Source organism: Leptospira wolbachii serovar Codice str. CDC (assembly GCF_000332515.2).
Classification (GTDB): Bacteria; Spirochaetota; Leptospiria; order Leptospirales; family Leptospiraceae; genus Leptospira_A; species Leptospira_A wolbachii.
Genome location: NZ_AOGZ02000014.1, coordinates 2,106,103 through 2,128,540 on the forward strand (window position 1 = coordinate 2,106,103; position 22,438 = coordinate 2,128,540).

The 22,438-nt window shown below is 38.3% G+C and carries 17 protein-coding genes; 8 read left to right on the plus strand and 9 right to left on the minus strand.

Annotated elements, in window-relative coordinates:
* Positions 1–95 precede the first annotated feature (95 nt).
* Positions 96–1,532, plus strand: a complete 1,437-nt coding sequence (locus LEP1GSC195_RS15415; protein ID WP_015681725.1) for a methyl-accepting chemotaxis protein — start codon at positions 96–98, stop codon at positions 1,530–1,532.
* Here LEP1GSC195_RS15415 and LEP1GSC195_RS15420 read toward each other — a convergent pair.
* Positions 1,525–4,752 carry a SpoIIE family protein phosphatase gene (locus tag LEP1GSC195_RS15420; RefSeq protein ID WP_015682281.1) on the minus strand — a complete coding sequence of 1,076 codons (3,228 nt, stop codon included), beginning with the start codon at positions 4,750–4,752 and terminating at the stop codon, positions 1,525–1,527. The genes LEP1GSC195_RS15415 and LEP1GSC195_RS15420 overlap by 8 nt on opposite strands.
* 123 nt (positions 4,753–4,875) lie before the next feature.
* A complete protein-coding gene (gene mpl36, locus LEP1GSC195_RS15425) occupies positions 4,876–5,760 on the minus strand; it encodes an RlpA family plasminogen-binding lipoprotein MPL36 (RefSeq protein ID WP_015680608.1) in 885 nt (294 codons plus the stop codon).
* Between the two features lie 107 nt (positions 5,761–5,867).
* Between mpl36 and LEP1GSC195_RS15430 the strand changes: the two genes are divergently transcribed.
* Complete coding sequence (locus LEP1GSC195_RS15430) at positions 5,868–6,773, plus strand: tetratricopeptide repeat protein (RefSeq protein WP_015682409.1); 906 nt, start codon at positions 5,868–5,870, stop codon at positions 6,771–6,773.
* A 1-nt stretch (position 6,774) separates the two neighbouring features.
* Positions 6,775–7,698 carry a tetratricopeptide repeat protein gene (locus LEP1GSC195_RS15435; RefSeq protein WP_015682794.1) on the plus strand — a complete coding sequence of 308 codons (924 nt, stop codon included), beginning with the start codon at positions 6,775–6,777 and terminating at the stop codon, positions 7,696–7,698.
* Positions 7,699–7,735: 37 nt separating this feature from the next.
* Here LEP1GSC195_RS15435 and folP read toward each other — a convergent pair whose 3' ends face one another.
* Positions 7,736–8,551: a dihydropteroate synthase gene (gene folP / locus LEP1GSC195_RS15440; RefSeq protein ID WP_015681109.1), complete on the minus strand. Its 816-nt coding sequence runs from the start codon at positions 8,549–8,551 to the stop codon at positions 7,736–7,738.
* 94 nt (positions 8,552–8,645) lie between these two features.
* On the opposite strand from folP, the gene LEP1GSC195_RS15445 reads away from it, so the two are divergent.
* Genes LEP1GSC195_RS15445 through LEP1GSC195_RS15465 form a run of 5 tightly spaced genes read left to right on the plus strand, consistent with a single transcriptional unit; the run spans position 8,646 to position 14,569 of the window.
* Positions 8,646–10,658 (plus strand): OmpA family protein, encoded by a 2,013-nt coding sequence (locus LEP1GSC195_RS15445; protein ID WP_015681594.1) that lies wholly within the window; start codon positions 8,646–8,648, stop codon positions 10,656–10,658.
* 2 nt (positions 10,659–10,660) lie between these two features.
* On the plus strand, positions 10,661–11,785 hold the full coding sequence (locus LEP1GSC195_RS15450; RefSeq protein WP_015680917.1) for a DUF1577 domain-containing protein: 1,125 nt from the start codon (positions 10,661–10,663) through the stop codon (positions 11,783–11,785).
* Between the two features lie 35 nt (positions 11,786–11,820).
* Positions 11,821–13,134: a histidine--tRNA ligase gene (gene hisS, locus LEP1GSC195_RS15455; protein WP_015681233.1), complete on the plus strand. Its 1,314-nt coding sequence runs from the start codon at positions 11,821–11,823 to the stop codon at positions 13,132–13,134.
* Positions 13,131–13,664, plus strand: coding sequence for a phosphatase PAP2 family protein (locus LEP1GSC195_RS15460; protein WP_015680560.1), 534 nt, complete (start codon positions 13,131–13,133; stop codon positions 13,662–13,664). Before hisS ends, LEP1GSC195_RS15460 begins: the two co-directional genes overlap by 4 nt.
* Positions 13,661–14,569 carry a lysophospholipid acyltransferase family protein gene (locus LEP1GSC195_RS15465; RefSeq protein WP_015682533.1) on the plus strand — a complete coding sequence of 303 codons (909 nt, stop codon included), beginning with the start codon at positions 13,661–13,663 and terminating at the stop codon, positions 14,567–14,569. The genes LEP1GSC195_RS15460 and LEP1GSC195_RS15465 overlap by 4 nt, the downstream gene beginning before the upstream one ends.
* 49 nt (positions 14,570–14,618) lie before the next feature.
* On the opposite strand, the gene LEP1GSC195_RS15470 is transcribed toward LEP1GSC195_RS15465, so the two are convergent.
* From LEP1GSC195_RS15470 to argJ, 6 genes are read right to left on the minus strand one after another with little or no spacing between them, the layout of a single operon-like run.
* The gene (locus LEP1GSC195_RS15470; protein ID WP_015681849.1) at positions 14,619–15,746 is read right to left on the minus strand and encodes a Re/Si-specific NAD(P)(+) transhydrogenase subunit alpha; all 1,128 of its coding nucleotides are present in this window, start codon (positions 15,744–15,746) and stop codon (positions 14,619–14,621) included.
* Between the two features lies 1 nt (position 15,747).
* Positions 15,748–16,680, minus strand: a complete 933-nt coding sequence (locus LEP1GSC195_RS15475) for a UDP-glucuronic acid decarboxylase family protein (RefSeq protein WP_002988752.1) — start codon at positions 16,678–16,680, stop codon at positions 15,748–15,750.
* Between the two features lie 57 nt (positions 16,681–16,737).
* Positions 16,738–17,616 carry a M50 family metallopeptidase gene (locus tag LEP1GSC195_RS15480; RefSeq protein ID WP_040506831.1) on the minus strand — a complete coding sequence of 293 codons (879 nt, stop codon included), beginning with the start codon at positions 17,614–17,616 and terminating at the stop codon, positions 16,738–16,740.
* Between the two features lie 18 nt (positions 17,617–17,634).
* The gene (locus tag LEP1GSC195_RS15485; protein WP_015681355.1) at positions 17,635–20,004 is read right to left on the minus strand and encodes a PP2C family protein-serine/threonine phosphatase; all 2,370 of its coding nucleotides are present in this window, start codon (positions 20,002–20,004) and stop codon (positions 17,635–17,637) included.
* Positions 20,001–21,269, minus strand: coding sequence for a hypothetical protein (locus LEP1GSC195_RS15490; protein ID WP_015681289.1), 1,269 nt, complete (start codon positions 21,267–21,269; stop codon positions 20,001–20,003). The genes LEP1GSC195_RS15485 and LEP1GSC195_RS15490 overlap by 4 nt, the downstream gene beginning before the upstream one ends.
* Complete coding sequence (gene argJ, locus LEP1GSC195_RS15495; protein ID WP_015681773.1) at positions 21,266–22,420, minus strand: bifunctional glutamate N-acetyltransferase/amino-acid acetyltransferase ArgJ; 1,155 nt, start codon at positions 22,418–22,420, stop codon at positions 21,266–21,268. Before argJ ends, LEP1GSC195_RS15490 begins: the two co-directional genes overlap by 4 nt.
* Positions 22,421–22,438 lie beyond the last annotated feature (18 nt).

Sequence of the window (22,438 nt, forward strand, 5' to 3'; positions counted from 1 at the left end):
TTTTGAATCTCTGGCAAGCTGGTTTTTGCAAATTCAGCACCACAATTTAGGAAAATAGTATATAGAAACAATGCAGTTAAAAAGATAAAAATATTATGTTTCATTTTAAATCAAATGACTCCACTAGGGAGTTTTTAATAAAGAACCGTAAGTCGATCCGAGAACATATCATTCGGAATACTTCGATAGAAAAAACGAATCATGCGGAAGTCGAAGAACTTTTTGAACTACAAAAAAAACTACGAAGTTTAATTACTACTTCTGCAGACGAAATTGCAGTTTCGATTCTTGGTTCTTCAACCAACTTAAAAAATATTGAATACTTACAATCGGAGTTTGTATCCGGTCTCTCCCATTTCAGTGATATTTCAGCGAATTTGGCTAGTAGCGCAGAAGAACTGGATGCAGTCATTCATTCCGTATCTTTCCAAATTACCGAAACTCTAAAAACATTCGATGCAACTGGACAAAGAAATATTGAGTTGGTGAAGAGTTTAGAAACCACTGCAAAAGAAATTGAAACAATCGCAAAACAGTCACTATGGGTTAAGGTTGAAAACCAAAAAAATGAAGTTGAAATTCAACTTCTATATAATGATCTCCAAAAAATTAATGAAAATATTCAATTGGTGAAGGATATTTCTGATCGGACCAATTTGCTTGCTTTAAATGCATCCATTGAAGCGGCAAGGGCAGGTGAGGAAGGTAGGGGATTTTCTGTTGTCGCTGACGGAGTTTCTAAACTTGCTGAAAATACAAAAGTAGCAGTAAAAACAATTCAAGATTCTGCCCAACATATCAGATCGCGATTTCTTGAATTCCAAGAAAACTCAAAAACCAGAACTTCCGTGCTTATTGAAATCATTGAAAAAATTCAAGCAATTGAGTCGTCGGTAGTATCCAACCGTAAAGAATCGAATACTAACTTAAGTGAAATTCAAATTTTGATTAGACAATTTCATGATTTAGAATTGAAACTTCGTGAAGTGGGGATTGCTTCTCAGAACATTGCAAATGATTCAACCAGTATTTCGAATCAAGTTCACATACTTTCAGATCATAGTGTGCAAACAAAATCAGATTTTGAAGCCATATTTAATAAAATTGAGAATACAGTGAAACTGATTACAAATCAAAACTCAGTTTGGTTATTAGAATTTATTTTTCAAAGAAGATTAGATCACATTCATTGGGTACAGGCAGTAGACCAAGCAATTGCAAGTGGAAACGTAAATTTGTTTCCCCAATTAAATCATACACTTTGTAAAATGGGATTATGGTATTATCAAAGTTCGGTTTTGGATTCAAAACAAAAAACAATACATGACCAACTAGAAATACCTCATCGTGAGTTGCACGGCTGCGCAATTCGAATCAAAGAAGCGATAATACAGAATGACAATTCAAAAATTTCGTTGGAAAGATCTAAGTTACAAGAATCGTTTCTTGAACTGGGAAAAATATTTGATACCTATATCCAATATTTGGAATCTAAAACGATGGAAGAATCACAACTAACCTCAATTAATTGAGGCTAGTTGCTTTTTCTAATAACTTTGAAAGTTTAAGAACGTTTTTGTTTGTTGGATCTATAGATTGTGCACGCGTAACATAAGTAACAGCGCGGTCAACATTCCCTAGTAAACGGCTAACGTCCGCAAGGTTTATTAAGTTTTGGAAATTTTCAGAGTCATATTTTAGGGCTTCTTGAGCTGCTTTTAGTGCACTTTCGTAGTTCCCGAGTTTTTTCTCAGACATGGCTAAGTAGTACCAATACTCTCCAGATCCTTCGTTTTCTTTCAAAAATTCAGTGAGGACTTTTGCCGCAATGTCATATTCTTTCCCTTTGTAACTTACAAGACCAAGAAACTTGTTTAGCTTTTGGTTTGTTGGATCTCCGAGGAAAGCTTTTTTCATTACTGTAATGGCTCTCTCAATTTCTCCATTTTGGTAAAGGACCTTTCCTTCTTCGAAAGCACCAGAAGTTGTAAGAGCTTCATCCCAGTCATCACCCGGTGTGTCGAAAAAATCATCCATGGGCTGTTGTGAGAAATCGTCTTTTTCTGGCGCGTGGAGGATAGGAGATTTGTCACTTTTGAAAATAACACTCATCATAGAGATATCATCAGTAATATCTCCAGTTTTTTTAACGAGTTTTTCCACTTCATAAATATCGCCATCAGATTGTTCAACAAATCTAAGGACCATAGTTTCATCTTCATTGATGGTTCTAACATCTTCATCCGGTGTAAGATCGATATCATCCCGACCATCGGAACCAAGGATCAGTTGATCTCCCGGTAAAAGTTGGAAGGTTTGTACTTCGAAAGGATATTCAGAATCCAATCCCAATTTACGTAGTTTTAATTCGTCTTCGATGAAACTTGCTTTTCCATCTCTGTAAAGAATACTGTAGGGGTGTTCTGCATTGAAATACCAAATTTTTCCACTGTCATCATCTATCAGCATGACTGTTGCAGAAATAACCATAGTTCCACTAAAAGATTTGAATACAGCATTGACTTCTTCATATACGTCTGTTAGCCATTCTTCGGGAGTGCGATTGAGAATTCTTTTGTTTCCAGCTGAACGTGCCATAATGGAATTCATGACCACACCCATTACTAAAGAGCCACCGGCCCCTTGCATGGATTTCCCCATAGCATCACCATTCATAACCATCGTATAACGATGGAAATCATCCGGTTTTCCTAATTTTAGATTTCCTGTGATACAAATATCACCACCGAGATCCCCAGTTTTATTACGGAATTCGAAGGTTTTCTTTTGATGAACAAAAAAATCACAACGAATGTTATCTGATTTGTTTGCATTAAAGAATAATGGTTTTGCAAGGAGTGAAGTGAGGAAATAGTCACCATCTTGTTGCACTTTCAATCGATGGATTTCATCCATTTTTTCTTGAAGTTCTTTGGTTCGTTCCTTCACTTTTTCTTCCAAGTTTTCTGCGTAGTCTTGGAGTTCACGTCTAGCGTCACGGATAGAAGAAACCATTCCATTGAATGATTCTGCTAAATAACCGATTTCATCATTTACTTTGATGGGAACTTCTACTTCCAAATTTCCTTGGTTTACTTTTTCCACCCCAGCAAGAAGTGCATAGAGTGGGTTAACGAGTGCTGAACGGAAAAATAGTGGGAAAACAACAAGTAAAACGAACATCACGATAGCAAGGATCACTAGTTCAAGTTTGGCTGATTTGTGCATATAGGCACGATAGTCTCGATAATTAAAACCAACTTCTCTATTGATTTTATTTTTCGAATCATAAGTCATATAAGCAACGTAATGCGAAACACCGTCTAAGTCTTTTCTGTAGTGCCTTGTTAAGTCTGGTTTGAAATAGCGAAAGAACTTCAACATTTCGACGCGAAGGTCACTTCCTGATATTTCTTTTCCATCCCATTTACAATCGCTGACGTGTTTGAGAATGGCGTCACGGAAACTATCTACGTTTTTAACTTTTTCGACGTATTTAACACCCTCTTCACAAAACTGATCTGGTAGAATATCCCCGAGTTTGTTTGTATTGATAAAGGTTCTTCGATTTAGTTTTTCGATCAGTTTAGAAACTTCAGTCTTTAATTCTGCCCCTTCTGAATCTGGATTTTCATCCAAAAACTGGAGGATGGCATTTTTATAACCTTCGAAGTAGTATGGTGTTTTTGTTAAGCTAGATTTAAGAGAATTGCGGTAATCGGATTCTCCAATTTTCACTACTTCATCATACAAAGCCGTATTATAAAGGTCCGCTTGAACTAGGGGTAGATCCAAATTTACAGAAGATGGCAAAAAGGCTTTTTTAAGATTTTGGTCAGCAGAATCGTATTCAATGACAAATAGAATGTCCTTGGAACGTTCCCCTCCTTCCGCAACCCTTAGGGCTTTTTGAATGGCAGTATTGTCAAAAGATGTTTCCTTTTCCTGGTCTACAAGGTAACTGAAGGCTTGCATGATGAGGAGGATGGTTACAAACGAAATTCCTACAATCTTAACCATGAAAGTGGTTCGTTCACTACTGTTATTGATAAATGTAATTGTGATAATAAAGAAAGTAAACGTGAAAAGTAATACCAGAGCTGTGAGGTAAGTGGATCGTTCCATAGCACCATCACGACTCATAACATTCGTGATGTTTGGTACAACGGCTGCAATGAGAGCTGCCACTAACATGATAATGAGAGTTCCCCGTTTGTCTTTGTTTACGTGGAAGATCCGATAACCCGGCATGACTAGGAAGTTGATAAAGGAGTAAGCTGCGATGAACAAACTAAGAATTCGACTCGGCCCTTCTGAATTAAAATCCCAGTGGTGGGCAGTGAAGTGGTACTTTCTTTCCCCTTGAGAAACTGTAACAAGGAACCAAAGTACAACAACAATAGCAACAGCATATAGACTAAATTGGATGATATTAGCTGCTTTTGGGTCTTCGTTATCTGGGAAACGAAAAAAGAACTGTCCGAAATGGATGATACCGAAGATGATAAATCCACCAGTGATCCAACGGTGGTAAGAAGCTATGGGATGGTAGTAAAAGGCTCCCAGCAAATACCCGAACTGAAACAAACACAAAAATAAACAAGCCAGCCCCATGTGTTTTGTGGCGACCGTTCTGTCTTTCAGCGAGAAAAAGAATGTAGTCAAGACCGCAAGGAGGACAGTGACAATTAAACTACCGAATGTGTAATAATTTGTTAGTATGTGGTCAACGGATAATATGCTTTCACTCATAGGGTCTTCTAGTTGCTAATTTAATACGAAATCGTAACAGGCAGAAATGCGAAATCAATTCATTTTCCTACCTTTCCGAGCAAATCGGTGAGACCACCGATTGCCCGAAGGGAAGGGTGAAATTTAACGAGTAGCGATAAAACAATCAATCCCATCGTATTTCAATTTTGATTTGAGAGATTCTGCTTTTGTGCGGTCTGCAAAATCCCCAACTTGAACTACGAATTTTCCATCTCTGGGAGTTACGAACACAGATTGGTTGTATTCAGATTTCATGTTTTCTTGGTATTTTAATGCTCTTTCTTTTTCCTGAAAGACCCCAACTTGCACAGTAAATCCTTTGCCGGCTGCTACTGGTTTCACCGCACCAGGTTTTACCGGTGTCAGTTTTTCTGGTTTTGTTGGGGCATCATCCAAAAGATCAGCATCATCTAAATCATCACCAAGATCATCTTCTCCTTTTTTGAGAACTTTGATCCCAACTTTCGTGACCCCTTTGTCTTTAAACTCAAGGATCTCCGCAGTTTTTTCGGATACATCGACAATTCGTTCATCGACGAAAGGCCCACGATCATTGATACGAACTACAGCTTCTTTATTGTTTTCCAGGTTTTGAATTTTGATCACACTTCCGATGGGGAGTGTTCTGTGAGCACCTGTCATCTTCATTCGATCAAAAAGTTCACCACTCGCAGTAGGACGACCTTGGAACTTCTGTCCATACCAGGACGATAATCCAATTTCATCAAACTGGTCTGTTGGTTTTTTTGTCGGGATTGCGGCGGCCGCAACAGGTGTTGCTGTTTTCGCGTTGGAATCTAAATCGTCAATGATGGAACGAGCCACTGGGTCTTCTGACTTTGTGTTACTCGTTGGTTTTGACTTTGCAGACCGTTCGAAAAAAATATCTTCCGGATCGCCGGAAGCACTATAATCTCTTCGGGTGGCATCTGCAGAACTGCAGGAAACCAACCACAATACTATGGATATAAGTATGAGTCTTTGCATAACTTTCCCCTTCCTCTGGACTCTTGTGTGTACCTTTCGGAAGGTTTTTCCAATCTCGTGATAATTTTTCTCGGGGGAGATTCGTTTCTGAAACGATAATGGCTAGTATGGCACAAGAAATCCAAACTCTATTCAACGAGGCAGTCCGTTTGGAGCGAAACGGTGAGTGGGATCGTGCTGAAACCCAATACAAAATTTTGCTCGAGAAGGACCCGAATTATCATTTGGCCTTACAAAACTTGGGTGTGATTTACGCCAAACAAGGAAAACATGCAGAAGCAATTCCTTTGTTTTCTAAGGCATACAAACTCCATGCAAATGTCAAAAACTGTTATAATCTAGCTGTTTCCCTTTACAAACATGAAGAAACAGAAAAAGCCATTAGTTTTCTAAAACAAACCTTAACCTTTGAAAAGAAGTTTATTTCTGCGCACCTTCTGCTCGCACAAGCCTATCAGAAGTTAGGCAACGATGATAAAACCGAAGTTTATCTAAATAATGTAATTAAAATCGAACCAAATCATAAATCAGCTTTAGGAGGGCTTGCGATGTTTTACTACGAAAGGAATCGTTTTCCAGAAAGTTTAAAAATGATCGAACGTTACTTGATTCTGTATCCCGGAAATGCTCAATTAAAAATCATTCAATCTGAGATCCTTGCCAAACAAGGAAATTATAAAGCATCAGCCACTTTACTTTCCACTATGGTAAAAGAGGATGTTGGATTTACGAACTTCAACGAAAGTCTGCATGCAGCTTGGTTAGAAGAAGATGGGGTTGCTCATGAAAGTCTGGTCCGGATCCAATCCAAAGCCAAAAAGAAACTGAAAGAGTTTCAAACCAAATTAGAACTTTCCAAAGAGAATCCAGAAGAGTTTTCGCCGCCCGATGCTCAGGAAGCTTTGGATTTAAGTTTGTTATATCTTTTCAACGGCAACCCGGAAAAAGCGATGCAATATTTGGTATTTGCTCAGAAGATGAAGGAAAAGACAGATCCTGATAGGCAATCCTAGATTGAAATTTCGTATATTAGACATTCTATTTTTTTCTTTTATATTCATTCTAATGGGATGTAGGTATCCCATCGCGAAACAAGAGGATTTGGAATCTGATTCCTTATTTTTGGAAGTGACTGGTTCCAGTGCGACCGAGTGTAATGCAGAAGGCATTCGACTGTCCAAAACCATTCAGTTAGACCAAGCGGAACAAGTTTGGGACAAATGCATTCAAACCAACCCGAACGAAGTTGTCGTTCATTTGAACCGACTTCGCTTTTACTTTCTATTGGATGAATACGAACTCCTTAAACAAAAAATTGCAAAGGAAACTCCCTCTCGGTCCTCCGTTACATATACAAATATTTTAAAAGAATTGGAAGTCCGTTTGCGAAATGATGAAAGGGTTGTGTTACTTGATGCCTTATCACGCGTGAAGGGATGGGAGTTATACTCTTACGAAGAGTTGGCCAATTATTATCTGCAAACAGGTAACTTTGCTTATGCGGAAGGATATTTTAACCAGATATTGGAAGTTGTTCCATTTCATGAAAATGCGCTGTATGGGATGGCAGACATCCAAATACAAAAAGGTAACTGGTACAGTTTGTTGGATTACGCAAAATCTCTAGAAGTTGCCACTAAAAAGAATAAGGAATTTCATTTTTATTTTGTAAAGGCCAATTATGAATTGGGGCGGTATGAAGAAGCTTTGAAGTGGGCGGAATCAGCTACTGCTAGTGAAAAAACACAAATCAGTTTTTTAGAAGTTTGGCGAGATACGTTACTCGTTCTAAAAGATTTTCCTAGATGGGACGGGCTTTTGCCTTACTACCGTAAGGCGGTTGAAAAGGGATTTGGGATCCCTGAGTCGACTTTTTTCCCCACATTTTCCAAAGAAGGGAAGGATGTTCGGAAAGCATCTCGTTCTGGTAGAAGTTAATCAAATAAGCTAAAAGTTTAAATCCATACGATAAATATCATTCCATCTCTTGGCATAAATTCCAAATTTTTTCTGCTTGTCTCAGCTTAAGAACGTTATGCGTTCGAATGAATGGGATTTTATACCGCAATAGATGGAGTTCACAGGCCAAAGTGACAAATTCCCTTTCTGTGATCGGTAAATTTCCAAGTACGTTTCCTAGAAAGGACTTTCTAGAGACTCCCACCATCAATTGTGGAAATTCTAATTTTAGAATTTCTAATTCTTGTAAAACTCGAAAGGAAACCATCGGATCTTCACTCAAAAAAAAACCCATTCCTGGATCATAATGAAGAGCTGGTTCGGGAATCCCCATCGTCAAAAGTTCTGAGCGACGATCTCTAAAAAAGATCTGGATCTTTTTCACCACTTTTTCCGGTGTGAGATCTGATTTATATTTCGCAATGTTCTTGTTATGCGAATGCATGATGATGAGTTTTAGCCCTGGGTGTTTTTCGAAGGCAGGTTTGAGAAAACTACGGTCACCTTCATAGGTAAAACCAGAGATATCGTTGATGCAGCGAACTCCTGCCTCAATTGCTTTTTTCTGTACTGCCGGGCGAAAACTATCCAAACTAATTCGAACACCTTGTGGAACAAAATGTCGAATGACAGGTTCTACTCGCCGCCATTCCTCTTCCTCTGAAACTAGAGTGGCATCGATGTTAGAAGATTGGCCAGACACATCCAACCAATCCGCTCCTTCTTGTAGGAGTTTAGTCCCTTGTTGAATCGCATCATCTGGGTTTAGAAATTTTCCTCCGTCACTAAACGAGTCGGTGGTAATGTTTAAGATTCCGAAGATTTCGGCCATGAATGAGAAGGATTATCGGTAAAGCTGCCCCTAAAAGCCTTATTTTTCCCTTGGCAGAAAATTCCGATTAGCCGATACATAGGAGAGACGGCAGATGAAAAAACTCCTTATTTCCTTAATCATTTTGGCATTCCCACTTCTGGCTCAGCCTTTACCAAAAGTGAAGGATGTAAGGTTTTACCAGCCACTCAACACGCAAAATGTGGAATATAGCCCCATCATTTCCCCGACTGGTAGGTATTTGGTATTTCAGTCCAACCGTCCTGGTGGTGAGGGAGGGATGGATATTTGGATTTCGGAAAACTTAAGTTTTCCTGATCGAATGAAATTACCGGTGTGGTCTCCTCCAAAGAATTTTCGAGAACTCAATACATCCAATTTTGAAGGAATGTTTTCTATCCTCTTTGATGAAGAAGAAAAACCATACGAACTGTACTTTACTTCAGTTCGTGATAAAACCCAAGCCGACCCCAAAAAGAATCGTGAAGGGTATGACGGCCTGAATCTATATTATACAAAGATCAATCAAAGAACAGGTCTTTGGTCTGTTCCCATTCATCTGAATGAAGTTAATTCCCACTTTGAAGATAAAATGCCTGCTCTTTCGCCTGATGGTTGTTCGATGGTTTTTTCCTCCAATCGCCCTGGCGGACTCGGAGGTTTTGACCTTTGGATTTCTAAACGAGAACCCACAACTGAGTCAAAAGAAATGAATCCGGACAAACCAAAAATTAAATGTAGAGATGGAGTTTGGCAAAAACCGATTTCTATGGGTACTATTATCAACACAAAAGATGATGAAATTAGTCCTCATTTCCATTGGGATGGACTTCGTTTATATTTTAGTTCGAATCGTGGGGATAAAAATCGTAAATTTAGTTTTTATTATAGTGAATATAATGAAGCGCAAAACCTTTTTGAAACTCCAGTTTTATTAGGATCTCCTTTTAATACCAAAAAACAACTGTCAGGTGAATCGACGGGATTTCCTTTCGATACCCCTGCCGATTATTCCACTTATAGTCTTTGGGAAGAAAGTGATAATGAAGGTATATCTGTAACATTTGATGATTTGTGGTTTTATTTTTCTTCCAATAGACCAGGTGGAGAAGGTCAGTTTGATATCTACAGGACTATGGTTCCAGAAGACCTACGTCGTAGTTATGAATTTGTATTTCGTGGACTTGTACTCGATGGATCAGAAGCCATAATGATTGGACTTGATTCTACTCTGAAAATCTATGATGATACAAGACCGATCCAAGTGATTACATCCAAAAGGATTGGTGGTGACTTATCCATTGCGGATGCGGAGAATTTTCGTACAACCATCAAAACAGGAAAATTATACAGAGTGGAGGTTTCTTCTCCTGGGTTCCACCCGACAGAAGTCCTTTTGGATTTAAGAGGGAACGTTGGAAAGGATAAGGAACAATACTCTCAAATCATCTTACAGCCCATTCGACCCACGAAAGATGAACGACCAGATAAAGCCATCCAGGGGATTCGATTCATTGTCAAAGATCGCAAAACAGATCTTGTCATTCCGAATGCGACTTGTTATTACTTTGATGATCTAACACGAAAGGGAAAATCAATAGAAGCAAAAGATTCACGTTTTGATTTAGATAAATCCCCTACCATGGATTTTGAAATTTTGGTGAGGGCTAAAGGATTCAAAGAGGAAACTTTCCTCTTTTCGAAGGACAAAATTCCTGGAATGGAAGGGAAAGAAACGGTCCTCTACCTCAGAAATTTAAATGACTTTGATAATCTTTATAATACAATTATTTATTTCCCATTTAATGAACGAATATTGAGTGATGAAGATAAGAAAAAATTAGATCTTTTTGCTGACTTCCTCATTCAACACAAGAATGAAAAAGTTGAAATTGGTGGACATACTGATAATATAGGGAATAAGGAATACAACATCAGTTTGAGCGAAGATAGAGCTCTTTCTGTTTATCAATACATGCGACTCAAAGGTGTTCCCAAGGAACGAATGAAGGTACAAGCTTACCATTATTCTCAACCGATTGCAGAAAATGAAACAGAAGAAGGAAGATCTCGAAATAGACGTGTGAATTTCAAAAAGATAGACTAATTATGATCAATCGCGTTAAAATTCATTTCGACCAAGAAAGAGAGTACCTTCCTTTAGAAGCGGTACGTACTTTACCGGAATTTTTCAAACAAATGATGGGTGGGAATGGATTGTTTCTAAAAGGTTACGATACCCCAATTCGTGCAAAGTTCAAAGGGGAAAGACCAGACGGTGCCCATATTTGGGAATTGGAAACTATCCCAGAATTAATCGAAACCATTTTTACAGTACAAGCAACTCCTGGATTTCATGTTGAAGTGGATTACGAGTTGATAAACCAAAAAGACAATCTCCTTCTTGGAAAAATTATAGATCGCAGACAAACTTATGCTACGAGACAAGATCCGAGAAATGAAAAGGTTCGGGGTAATGTCGTCGCATCAAATTTTTTAGTCGCTAAAACAAATATTGACTTTTCTAAGTTAACAGGAGTTAGCTCGCAGGTAATCCTTTCTGATATCCAACGGACAGTTTTAAAAAATTATCCACAATCAAAAGTTGTCTTTCTTTCTGTATCAATTCATAGCGATGAAATTGATTTGATGAAAGAACATAAAAAACCAATCTTTATTTTGGACACAGAAACATTTGAATCCTTTCCTTCTGAGGATGTGTACGACCCTAAAAAAATCTTTGAAGATGAGTTTTTATTGGATGATAAAATCCAAGAATACAAAAAGAAAAAAATCGGTTCTTTTATTTATTACCCTCTATTCATACAAATGAAAGATATGCATTTTTTTGCATATCTTTCACTCGAGACCGAAAGACCAGGGATTCCGGATGAAGTACTGGATTTGTTTAAAGAGGTTGAGCGTACGTTTCAAGAAAGAATCATGGACTCAAATACCCATATTCTTGATATCAGACAAAACGTACTCAACGTTTCCCGAGGTGGAGTTGCCTTGGAAGTTAACGATATGGAAATTATCAAAGCATTGAAAGTGAAACCTACATTTACCTTAGATATCAATTTCAAATTGCAGGCACCCATCAGGATGGCAGTAGAATTACGGCATTTGGAAGAGGTGAATGACTATTTTAGATTGGGTGGAAGGATCACAGGTGTCAGCGGAGATAAAAAAGCCAAAGAGATTTACCATAGTCTTATTGAATTTTTTGGCTGATCTTCTGCGCAGCGCAAGGTTCCAGGGGCCATACATTGAAAGAACAAAAACTAACAACAGAAAACTATAAAGGCACTCGGGATTTTTATCCTGAAGATATGCGCCTTCGCAATTATTTATTCTCAGTAATGAAAGACGTCGTCAGGTCGTATGGATACGAAGAATACGATGGCCCGATGGTAGAATCTTTGGATCTATACCGAGCCAAAACGGGCGAAGAAATTGTTGGAAAACAAATATATAATTTCATTGATAAAGGTGACCGTGAGGTAGCGATTCGCCCTGAAATGACACCAACTGTCGCAAGGATGGTGGCAAAAAAATTGCGAGACCTTCCTCGTCCCATCCGTTGGTTTTCTATTCCGAACCTCTGGAGATACGAACAACCTGGCCTCGGGCGACTGCGGGAACACTGGCAGTTGAATGTCGATATGTTTGGTGTGACAAGCCAGAGGGCTGAATTAGAAATTTTGTCTTTGGCTTGCGATATTCTTTTTGCCTTTGGTGCCCCACGGAACAGTTTTAAAGTAACTATTTCACATAGATCCCTTCTCGACGAATTTCTGTTAGATGGTCTTAAGGTTAGTCCAAACCAAGCACATGAAGTTTCAAAAATTTTGGACAAAAAAAACAAAATTACTGAAGACGAATACATTGCCCTTGTTTCGAAAACCATCCCGAATGATCCAACTGCTGTATCAAAAATCAATTTATTTTTAGCTGCGACTACAGATACGCTGAGTCAAATTCCAGGGATCAAAGAAGAAACATTAAATGCCATTCAGACTTTGTTTGAGGATCTTAAAACCATTGGATTACATGATATAGTCTATTTTGATCCGTCGGTGGTTCGAGGGTTTGATTATTACACAGGTTTTATTTTTGAAATTTTCGATACTTCTCCGCAGAACAAACGTTCGTTATATGGTGGTGGGAGGTATGATAATTTAATCGGTCTTTTTTCCAATGAAGAACTTTCTGGAATTGGGTTTGGACTTGGAGATGTCACGCTTCAAAATTTTTTAACAGCACACAATCTGTTACCGAAATTTTCCAGTGATTCCACGGTTTTTATTCCTCTATTGGATGAACCTTCCTTTTCTGAGAACCATAACTTTGCAAAAGAACTCAGAAAGGAAAAAATTGCTGCCGAGGTTTCCTTAGTTTCTCAAAAGATGGGAAAACAACTTTCTTATGCAGAGAAAAAAGGGTACCGGTGGATCCTCCTTCGTGGGGAGGATGAAATCAAAGCGGGGACAGTGACTTTGAAAGACATGGCAACACGTAACCAATGGACTTTCTCCTTTTCTGAAGCACTTCAAAAGATAAAAGAAGAGCTTTCTAAATGAATTTGATTTCTTCTATCGATTTAAAATTATCTGTTTGGATCCAAAAGAACTTACACCATCCAAAACTTAGTTGGGTTTTATCCAGAGTCAATCGTGGTGAAATGTTTGCTCTGGTTTTGTTACCACTTATGTTTTTAAGTGATCTGTACAAACCTGTTTACATTAGTCTACCTTTTGTATTAATATTCACGTATTTAACAGATCGTTTGGTTTTGGTACTGAAGAAATACTTCGCAAGAAAACGTCCCCTAGTCAGTGTTATGGGAAAGATAGATTCTAATCCCGATATGAAACATTCTTTTCCCTCGGCACATAGTGCTAATTCGATTGTTGTATCTACCATTTTGGTTTTTGCATTTCATGAAACCCCATATTTCTTTTTCTTTAGTTTGTTTGCGGGTGTGGGTAGATTAATTACCTTACACCATTTTGTGAGTGATATTGTAGGAGGATGGATCATTGGTTTTGGAATTGGACTTATTGCAGTTTTATTTCATTATTATCTTTGGCCTTATTGTTTGACACTATGAAACATATTGGATATTTTTTCTCATTTTTAATTGTTTATTTATTTTATTTTCCTTTTAAGATCCTTCCATATAAGTGGTGTTTGGCGTATGGAATCTTTTTAACAAAACTGATTTATCCATTAGATAAAAAACATCAAAAAGTAGCTGCCGACAACATTCGTTTTGCCTTTCCTAACTATTCAGAAGAACAAATTGGAAACTTAGTCAAAGCTCATTATAGACATTTGGGAATTTTACTCGCTCATACACTCTGGGCTCCGCGAATGACAAAAAAATGGTTGGATGAAAATTTGATCATTGATGCAGAAAGTCTACAAATTGAAGAAGAAACCAAAAAACAAGGAGTGGGAGTCATTTTGATTTCTGGTCACTTTGGTACTTGGGAAATTTTAGTTCAATTTTTAGGAATTCGAATGAAGGGCGGAGGGATTTACAAAAAGGTAAGAAATCCCTTTGTAGATCGACTTTTACGTAACATGCGATCCAAAAATGGTGTGGTTCTTGTCCCTGTACAAGAATCCACACAAGTCATCAAACTTCTCAAACAAGGGTATTGGATTGGATTTGGGGCTGATCAAAATGCAGGTAAGGCAGGGATTTTTGTTCCTTTTATGAACAGGCAAGCCTCCACTTTTGTGGGACCGGCACTTATGGCTTACTTAACCGGAGCTAAAATGTTATATTATTCAGTGTTAGCTGGCGATGATGGTAAAGTGATTGTTCGGGTTAAAGATTTGGGTTTCGTTGATAAAAAACTTTATCCGTCAAAAGATGATGTAATCAGGCATTATACAGAACTTTGGACTAAGACTTTGGAAGAGGAAGTAAAATTGTTTCCAGAGCAGTACTTTTGGGTGCATCGTCGTTGGCGAACCCAACCGGAAGTCACCGGAAACAATCAGTAATAGTAAACGAAAGATTAGAAATTTAATCTTTCGTTTACCGATCTCAGAGTTACTCTCCGAGAAGTGCTAGTGTCGGTTTATGACGAACGGCACCATTTTCAGCAATCATACATGCATTGATGATTTCGTCTTCCAAGTTGATGTTGAATTGTTTTTCTTTATTCACAAAAAGTTTTAGGAAGTTAACAATATTCTTTGCATACATTTTACTTGCGTCCATTGGTTGCGTACTTTGTAGATTAGAATTACCAATGATTGTAATCCCTTTATAAACAATAGTTTTATCGTTTTCAGTGACTTCACAGTTACCGCCATTGACCGCAGCTAAGTCCACAATCACCGAACCTTGTCTCATTTTATCTACCATCTCTTTGGTAATAAGGACGGGAGCTTTTTTTCCTGGGATGAGAGCAGTTGTAATAATGATGTCTGCTTTTTCTGCAAACTTTGCAATGGCCTCTTTTTGACGTCTTTGGTAATCTTCTGACTGTTCTACCGCATAACCACCTGTATTCGACGCATCGGCAGCACCTTCTACTTCCACAAATTTTGCACCGAGAGACATACACTGTTCTTTTACTTCTGGTCTCGTATCAAATACGTCCACTACGGCTCCCAATCGGCGAGAGGTTGCAATGGCTTGTAAACCCGCAACACCAGCGCCAAGAATGAGAACTCTTGCAGGCGTGATAGTTCCCGCAGCTGTAGTCAACATCGGAAAAAAACGGCTGTAGTTGGAAGCGGCAAGTAACACAGCTTTGTATCCGGAAACGGTTGCTTGGCTACTGAGAACATCCATAGACTGCGCACGAGTAATTCGTGGGATAGTGTCCATAGAGAATATTTTAAAAGAAGCATTGGCAATTTCTTTTACTTTCTTTGGGAAAGCAAGAGGAGAGAGCGTTGCAATGTAGATTTTATCTTTGCCGATTTTTTTTGCACTTTGTTCATCCAAAGCATGAATGGATACAACAATGTCCGATCCAGAGAGAATTGCATCTCTTGATTCCACTGTTGCACCAACATCTTTGTAATCCTTATCGGAGAAATATGCATTGTCCCCTGCTGTAGTTTCAACTGAAACAGTGAAACCTAACTTTTTCAAAGGGTCAACAACATCCGGAGTGATTGCCACTCGGTTTTCATAAGATGGTTCTTTGATTACGCCTATTTTCATTTTATACTCTTTTGCTAAAATATTCGATGGTTTTTTTTACGCCTTCCACTAATGGAACAGTCGTTGAATAATTCAATTTTTCTTTCGCTAAACTTAAGTTTGGTTTTCTTCTGGTTGGATCATCTTGCGGAAGTGGCAGATAAATGATTTTGGATTTACTTCCTGTTTCTTTGATCACTAGTTCTGCCAATTCTTTGACGGTGAATTCACCTTCATTTCCTAAATTGACTGGTCCAACAAAATTGTCTGTATTCATCATTGAGATGATTCCGCGAACTAGATCATCAACAAAACAAAAGGAACGTGTTTGACTTCCGTCACCGTAAATGGTTATGTTTTCTCCACGTAACGCCTGTACAATAAAGTTACTAACGACACGACCGTCATCGGGAATCATTCGTGGACCATAAGTATTAAAAATCCGAATCACTCGAATGTCCACCCCATGTTGGCGATGGTAATCAAAACATAAAGTTTCAGCCACTCGTTTTCCCTCATCATAACAACTACGGATTCCAATTGTATTTACGTTTCCCCAGTATGATTCCGTTTGCGGGTGTTCGAGAGGATTTCCGTAAACTTCAGAAGTACTCGCTTGTAAAATTCTTGCTTTCACTCGTTTGGCAAGACCAAGCATGTTCATCATTCCCAAAACATTCGTTTTGGTGGTTTTGATGGGATTACTTTGGTAGTGAACAGGAGAGGCAGGACATGCCATATTGTAAATCTCGTCTACTTCCAATTTGATGGGATCCGTAATATCGTGGCGGATCAGTTCGAAATTCGGATTTCCGAGAAGGTGAGTGAGGTTTTCTTTTCGCCCGGTATGGAAATTGTCCAATACGATGATTTGGTTCCCAGCGTTCAAAAGAGTTTCTGCTAGATGGGATCCGATGAATCCGGCTCCACCTGTGATAAGGATTCTTTTTGCCATTGAGATTCTATATTTATGAAGTCGGTGTCCTACGCAAATGAAAATTTGCGAGAAGCCTTAAGGACTGTTGTCTTTGGGAGGGAAGTCTTGGAACAAATTTGGGGGCAAAACGATTCCACTTTCGGGATCAACACCTCGTTTTTCCAACCATAGTTTTGCTTCGGGAGAAAGGTCCCCAGGAAACCGTTCGAAACTTTCTTCCATACCAGGAAATTCATGGGTTTCTTCGTGGCTGAGCGAACTGCGTAGGGACATAAAAATAATTCCTATGCTGAGGAGTGACCAAAGAGTCGCGATCATATAACCGAGCACAACGACAACGGTAGGGACTTCCTGGTTTTGTAGGTCTTCTGGCCCAAGGCCAGCCATCCAAAAGGCAAGGATTCCAGCATCAGTTTCTGTGAGTCTTTCTGCAAAGTCAGAAAGATCATATAAGGAATAGAGGGAGATACTTGTGCCCAAAAATACTAGCGAAAGGATCGATATAGTTTCGCCTAACATACCTGTTACGAGAATGCCCACACCCCAAAAAATTCCGGTAAAATAAGCAAGATCTCCCAGTTTAGAATATAATACACTGACTGAGATTAAAAACAAACCAAACAAAATCATTGTTTGGCGGGCATGACGTCCTTGAAATCCTAAACGGAGTAAAAATGCGCCAACTAGGGAAGAGCCAATGTATCCTGCAGAAACAACAAGGATGAAGGAACCACGAAAAGAAGCAGGGACGGCAATGGTTTCTCCCCCTTCGTTTCCATGTAGGGCGATTCCTTTTACAATCCCACCGCTAAAGAGGGCGGCCGTGGCATGGCAAATTTCATGTATGAGTACAACAAATTCTTTGAGGTAAGATGTGAATTGGTGGTCCCAAAACGCAACTAGGCTCAGAATCAAAGATAGAAAAATGACAAACTTAACCGGTTTTTCTGCCATCATCGATTTAAATATCGGCTAGTTGGGTGTAAAAGAAAGACCAATAAATGTAATATCATCCGATTGTTCTCGGTTCCCGCGAAAATTTGTCATCTTGGCATCCAAAAGCTGGGGAATTTCTTTGACGGTTTTTTCGGCATTAAAATGTAAAAATTCGATGAGTGTCTCTTCTCCAAAAATTTCATCCCTTTCACTGAAGGCTTCTGTGATTCCATCTGAGTAAAGGAAGAGTTTGGTTCCCGGCAGTAATTTTAATTCTTGGGCATGGTAATCGGTCTCTAAAATTCCAAGTACACGTTGTGTTTTGGAATGTAATTTGATTTGTCCATCGGCCCGCATCTCTATCAAAGATAAATGACCTGCATTGACATACTTAAAGATATTTTGGTTCGAATCAAAAATTCCACCAAGAAGAGTCATGAACTCATTCCCTTTGTAACGGGCGCGAAAAAACGAATTGATCTCACGAAATAGTCCTTCTAGAGAAGTTCCATTTCTAAGTTGTTCTCTCACAATTCCTTTGATGGCGCTGACTAAAAATCCAGTTCCGAGTCCATGACCAGCAACATCACCTAACAAAACAATCATTTTTGTTTGAGAAACTGGAATGATATCGAGATAATCTCCTGAGATTCCAACTGCCGGTTTAGAAATATAACCATAATCAATTCCTTTGACTTCACTTGGCAAAATCAAACGAAGTGTATTGTCTACAATGGATGCGGTTTGGATATCTCTTACTATTTTACGTTTTTGAATTTCATCTTCGAGTAAACTATAGTTTTCCAGTAACATACCTGAAATTTTTACAACTTCGTTGATAAATTTTAATTCTCCGATGGAAAAATATTTTTTATCTAATTTTTCTCCAATGAGAATCATTGCCTGAATATTTTTTTTGTTTGAGGAAGAATCAAAAGCTGGAAATGCCAATTGAACGTTCAGTCCTTTTAAAAAATTATATAGAGTTTCCCGAAGCCCAATTCCGTATTCGAGATGTGAAGTTACGGTAACTCTGTCTGTGCTTCTAAAATAGTTCCAAATTTCTGATTGGGGTGAGATCCGAACAAAATCAATATTTTTTAGATCAGTACTGGCGAACTGATCTCCAGGAATTAGGATAATGATATTAGAAACATTTACGGTATCTTTCACTGTGCGATTGATTGTGAGGATTGTTTTTCGCATAGAAAGAGGAGAAGATAAAAGTGCTGTGATTTTGTTAATTCCTTCGCTGAGTTTTGGATTTTGTTCAAAGAACCAATAATCAAATAACTCCTTCACACGTAGTTTGAGTGGAATCAAATAAGCGGTGACTAAAAAAAGATAAATTAGATTAAACACCCAACGGTCCTTCAGATAGCGAATCGGAAGAATAAAGTCTAAGATAAAAATCGAACCGATATAGGTTCCCAAAATGATGGAAACTAAAATCAAAGTTACAATACTCGGAGTAAAAATAACTAAAGAGGGAACAAATGTATAACGGTAAGTTCCATAAAAGAAAGAAAGAATAAATAATAGATACGTTACTATAAAAAGAGAGCGATGTACAAAAAACCAAGGATATCCATCAAAAAATATAATACTTATAGGAAGTGCTACATAAAGAAAAATTGAAAATACTAAAACAATTCTTTTGAGAAGCGCTTCTTCTTGTGGTTTGGAACGAACAATTTCATAAATATTGGCTATAATATTGATGGAACCAAATAAAACTGTGATTGCGTGGGCAACTAATACAACTCTTTCGATCAGTATCATATCGTACTTTTCTTGTGAGGCGATCATGGCCATGATAAAGGATATTAATACTTGGGGTAGCAGCCACTTGGAATTGATTTCCTTTCCACGAAGTCTGTAAATTAGGTGGTACTGTAGAAAACTTCCTAAATAGAGTGTGAGAACAAAAAGAAAAACCGAATTCTTGAAAGTTAATACAAAAACATTGGATAGGATGATGAGACCAAAGTTAAAGAAAAAACCGAATATAAGTGCATCTCTTGTGGAGTAATAAAAATAAACTGCAATGGCTAGACTAAAAAAAGCCAAGAATAAGTCAGAAAAAAATACTCCAAGAACATCTGTTTTACGGATGGTAGTTAACTTAAAAACTTCTTCATAAATATTACCATTAGTATCTTTGATATGCAATCGAATCGAATCGGTATCCGAAAAATCGGCTATGGATTCAAACTTTTCTAAGTCTTCTTGGATTACAGAATTTCCCCAGTGGGCCCGGTTTCCTTCTCCAATATTCACAATCAAACCTGAAGGGTAATGGTAAAAGGGAAGTCTCTTTGTGTTGTTTTGAAATCCAATAAATGCAAATAGGAGAATCAGAAAAAATAAGAGAGAAGATAGTATGGTGATTGCAAGTTCTCTCATTTGATTTCCGGCTCTTCAAAACTAAATTTAAGAACTGCTTCTCCACGTTGTTGGATGATGATCGGACCTTTGTCCATATTGATCATGTTTTTCCATCCCATACTCGCAACGACTTCTTCTGAGTTTCGGGTAATGCGGAATTGTTTTCCTTCTTGAACAATATATAGTTCAGAATATCCGATTTTTCCAATTATCAGTTCGTAGTTTTCTTTCCAATCTAACTTCTGGAAGGTGGTTTGAATTAATGACTTTATATCAGAGAATCCTTTTAAGATACGAAGTTTAGATTGAGAATATACAACCCCTAGAATATATGAAAGAATAATACCGATATGTTGGTAGGATTTCCCAGCATTCAGAATCACAAAAAACCAACTTCCATCTTCTACTTGGAAAAACTCGATTAAGTTTCTGTTAGTTCTTTTAAATGCTGTAATTTCCCAACCCATAAGGTTTGGGATGGTGCCTGTTTCTAAAAGGTTTTGAACACGAACAGCATAGGCCGCTTCTTTCTGGTATTTTTTATTTTCTGAAATATGATAGGAGAGGATATGGTTGTGGATCGTTAAGGCAGATTGGCCAGCTAATAGAGATAAGCTATGGGTTGCATCTATGTTGGGGATGTTGGAGACGGCAATAAATCCGAATAGTTTTTCCCTGAAGATAAATGGGTAAATATAATTTGCATGAAGTTCCATAAAGTCATTATTTATGTTTTCATGGGAATATGTTTCCGCAACAGAAGCACCGTTTCTTTTGCTAAGTAAAAAAGATTGGAAACTTGTTTTCACCGTAATGTCTTTTGTCGGACTCAGTTTTTTTTGCCGTCCTCGGAAGTAGGAATGGAATGCGAAGGTTCCATTATGAGTGAGTACAGCCATGGTTCCCGAATGGCTTCCTGTAATTTTCACCATATCCGGAAAAACATTTTTGATGAGAGCATCAAAGTTAAAACGTTTGATAGCTTGCCTGTAGGATTCAGCATCTTCTGTCAGATACTCAGATAAAAATCGTGTGCGAATGTAACGGGTGAGTCTTTCTATAATTGGCAGATATAAAATCAGAGCAAAAGCACTAGTAAGTAGTAATGCGAGTTCCAAACGATAAGACATCTGTTCAGGAATTTGTGATAGAATTAGAAAATAAGAAAGATACACGAGCAAAATAAATAAAGTACGCGTAAAGATATTCGTTACCGAAAGTTTTAGCTGATAACTAGAAGGTAAAAAGTATTTGAGCGAACTTTTGAATTTATTTGAGTTCATGTTGTGTAGTATGCATTTTCCTGAATGTATCCTTCCGTAAAATCACAACTCCAAAACGTTTTTTGGAAGGAACCTGTATTTAGTATTACCGAAATTTGAATTTCTTCATTCGATTTTAGATATTCGGCTAACTTTACTTTGGTGTCGTTGTCGGCTCCTTTGACAGAGATTCCACCCAATAGGATTTCAAGAGTATCATAAGGAATGGGTTCATCAAAAACTTTTCCAATCGCCATCACAAACCTCCCCCAGTTCGGGTCCCCTCCATAAATGGCGGTTTTGACAAGGGGTGAATTCAGAATGGATTTCCCAATTTTTGTTACTTGGACATCATCTCTTCCATTTGAAACCGCTAGTTCGATGAGTTTGGAGGCACCTTCTCCATCTCGAGCAATCATCTTGGAAAGGTCCGTGGCAATCTCTCTTAGATTAGATTCAAAAACTGAATCAGGGATTGTTCCAAGAGCTCCAGAACACATAAGGACCACGGTATCGCTTGTGGACGTATCCGAGTCGATGGTCACACAATTATAAGTTAGATCCACAACTCGTTTTAATATCCCTGATAGGTCGCCCGATTCGGGAAGATAATCGCAAAGAATGTAGGATAACATAGTTGCCATGTTCGGTTCAATCATTCCCGCACCTTTGGCAATCCCGAACATCACACCCTCATTCGTTTGTGTTGTGATGGTTCGATAGGAGATTTTTTTGCGAGAGTCGGTAGTCATAATGGCTTCGGCCACTTCGTCTAAATTTCCCGGTTTTAAATCTGCTTTTGCCATAGAACAAGCGTTAAGGATTTTTTCAATAGGAAGGGGAACTCCGATTACTCCCGTGGAGGAAGGAAGGATGTCTCTTGCAGGAATGCCCAATGATTTTCCAAGTTCAGTACAAATTGCGTAGGAATTTTGGATTCCTTGTTCTCCCGTGGCTACATTCGAATTTTTAGAATTGATGACGATGGCTTGCAGGTATCCATCTTTGATATGGTCACGCCCCACATAAATGGGAGCGCCGGGAAAATTATTGCGAGTGAAGACGGCTGCCGCCTTACATCGATTTTCTGAATATATGACCGCAAAATCTAAACTTGTGTCTTTGATTCCTATGTTTTTGCCGAAGGAATAAAATCCCAAAGGAAACTTCATAAATACCTACCGGATACC

Coding starts and splice junctions, on each gene's coding strand:
- mpl36 (WP_015680608.1), bottom strand. CDS start 5,760: ATGCAAAGACTCATACTTATATCCATAGTATTGTGGTTGGTTTCCTGC.
- LEP1GSC195_RS15470 (WP_015681849.1), bottom strand. CDS start 15,746: ATGAAAATAGGCGTAATCAAAGAACCATCTTATGAAAACCGAGTGGCA.
- LEP1GSC195_RS15465 (WP_015682533.1), top strand. CDS start 13,661: ATGAAACATATTGGATATTTTTTCTCATTTTTAATTGTTTATTTATTT.
- LEP1GSC195_RS15485 (WP_015681355.1), bottom strand. CDS start 20,004: ATGAGAGAACTTGCAATCACCATACTATCTTCTCTCTTATTTTTTCTG.
- LEP1GSC195_RS15450 (WP_015680917.1), top strand. CDS start 10,661: ATGATCAATCGCGTTAAAATTCATTTCGACCAAGAAAGAGAGTACCTT.
- folP (WP_015681109.1), bottom strand. CDS start 8,551: ATGGCCGAAATCTTCGGAATCTTAAACATTACCACCGACTCGTTTAGT.
- LEP1GSC195_RS15480 (WP_040506831.1), bottom strand. CDS start 17,616: ATGGCAGAAAAACCGGTTAAGTTTGTCATTTTTCTATCTTTGATTCTG.
- LEP1GSC195_RS15420 (WP_015682281.1), bottom strand. CDS start 4,752: ATGAGTGAAAGCATATTATCCGTTGACCACATACTAACAAATTATTAC.
- LEP1GSC195_RS15430 (WP_015682409.1), top strand. CDS start 5,868: ATGGCACAAGAAATCCAAACTCTATTCAACGAGGCAGTCCGTTTGGAG.
- argJ (WP_015681773.1), bottom strand. CDS start 22,420: ATGAAGTTTCCTTTGGGATTTTATTCCTTCGGCAAAAACATAGGAATC.
- LEP1GSC195_RS15475 (WP_002988752.1), bottom strand. CDS start 16,680: ATGGCAAAAAGAATCCTTATCACAGGTGGAGCCGGATTCATCGGATCC.
- LEP1GSC195_RS15445 (WP_015681594.1), top strand. CDS start 8,646: ATGAAAAAACTCCTTATTTCCTTAATCATTTTGGCATTCCCACTTCTG.
- LEP1GSC195_RS15490 (WP_015681289.1), bottom strand. CDS start 21,269: ATGAACTCAAATAAATTCAAAAGTTCGCTCAAATACTTTTTACCTTCT.
- LEP1GSC195_RS15460 (WP_015680560.1), top strand. CDS start 13,131: ATGAATTTGATTTCTTCTATCGATTTAAAATTATCTGTTTGGATCCAA.
- LEP1GSC195_RS15415 (WP_015681725.1), top strand. CDS start 96: ATGTTTCATTTTAAATCAAATGACTCCACTAGGGAGTTTTTAATAAAG.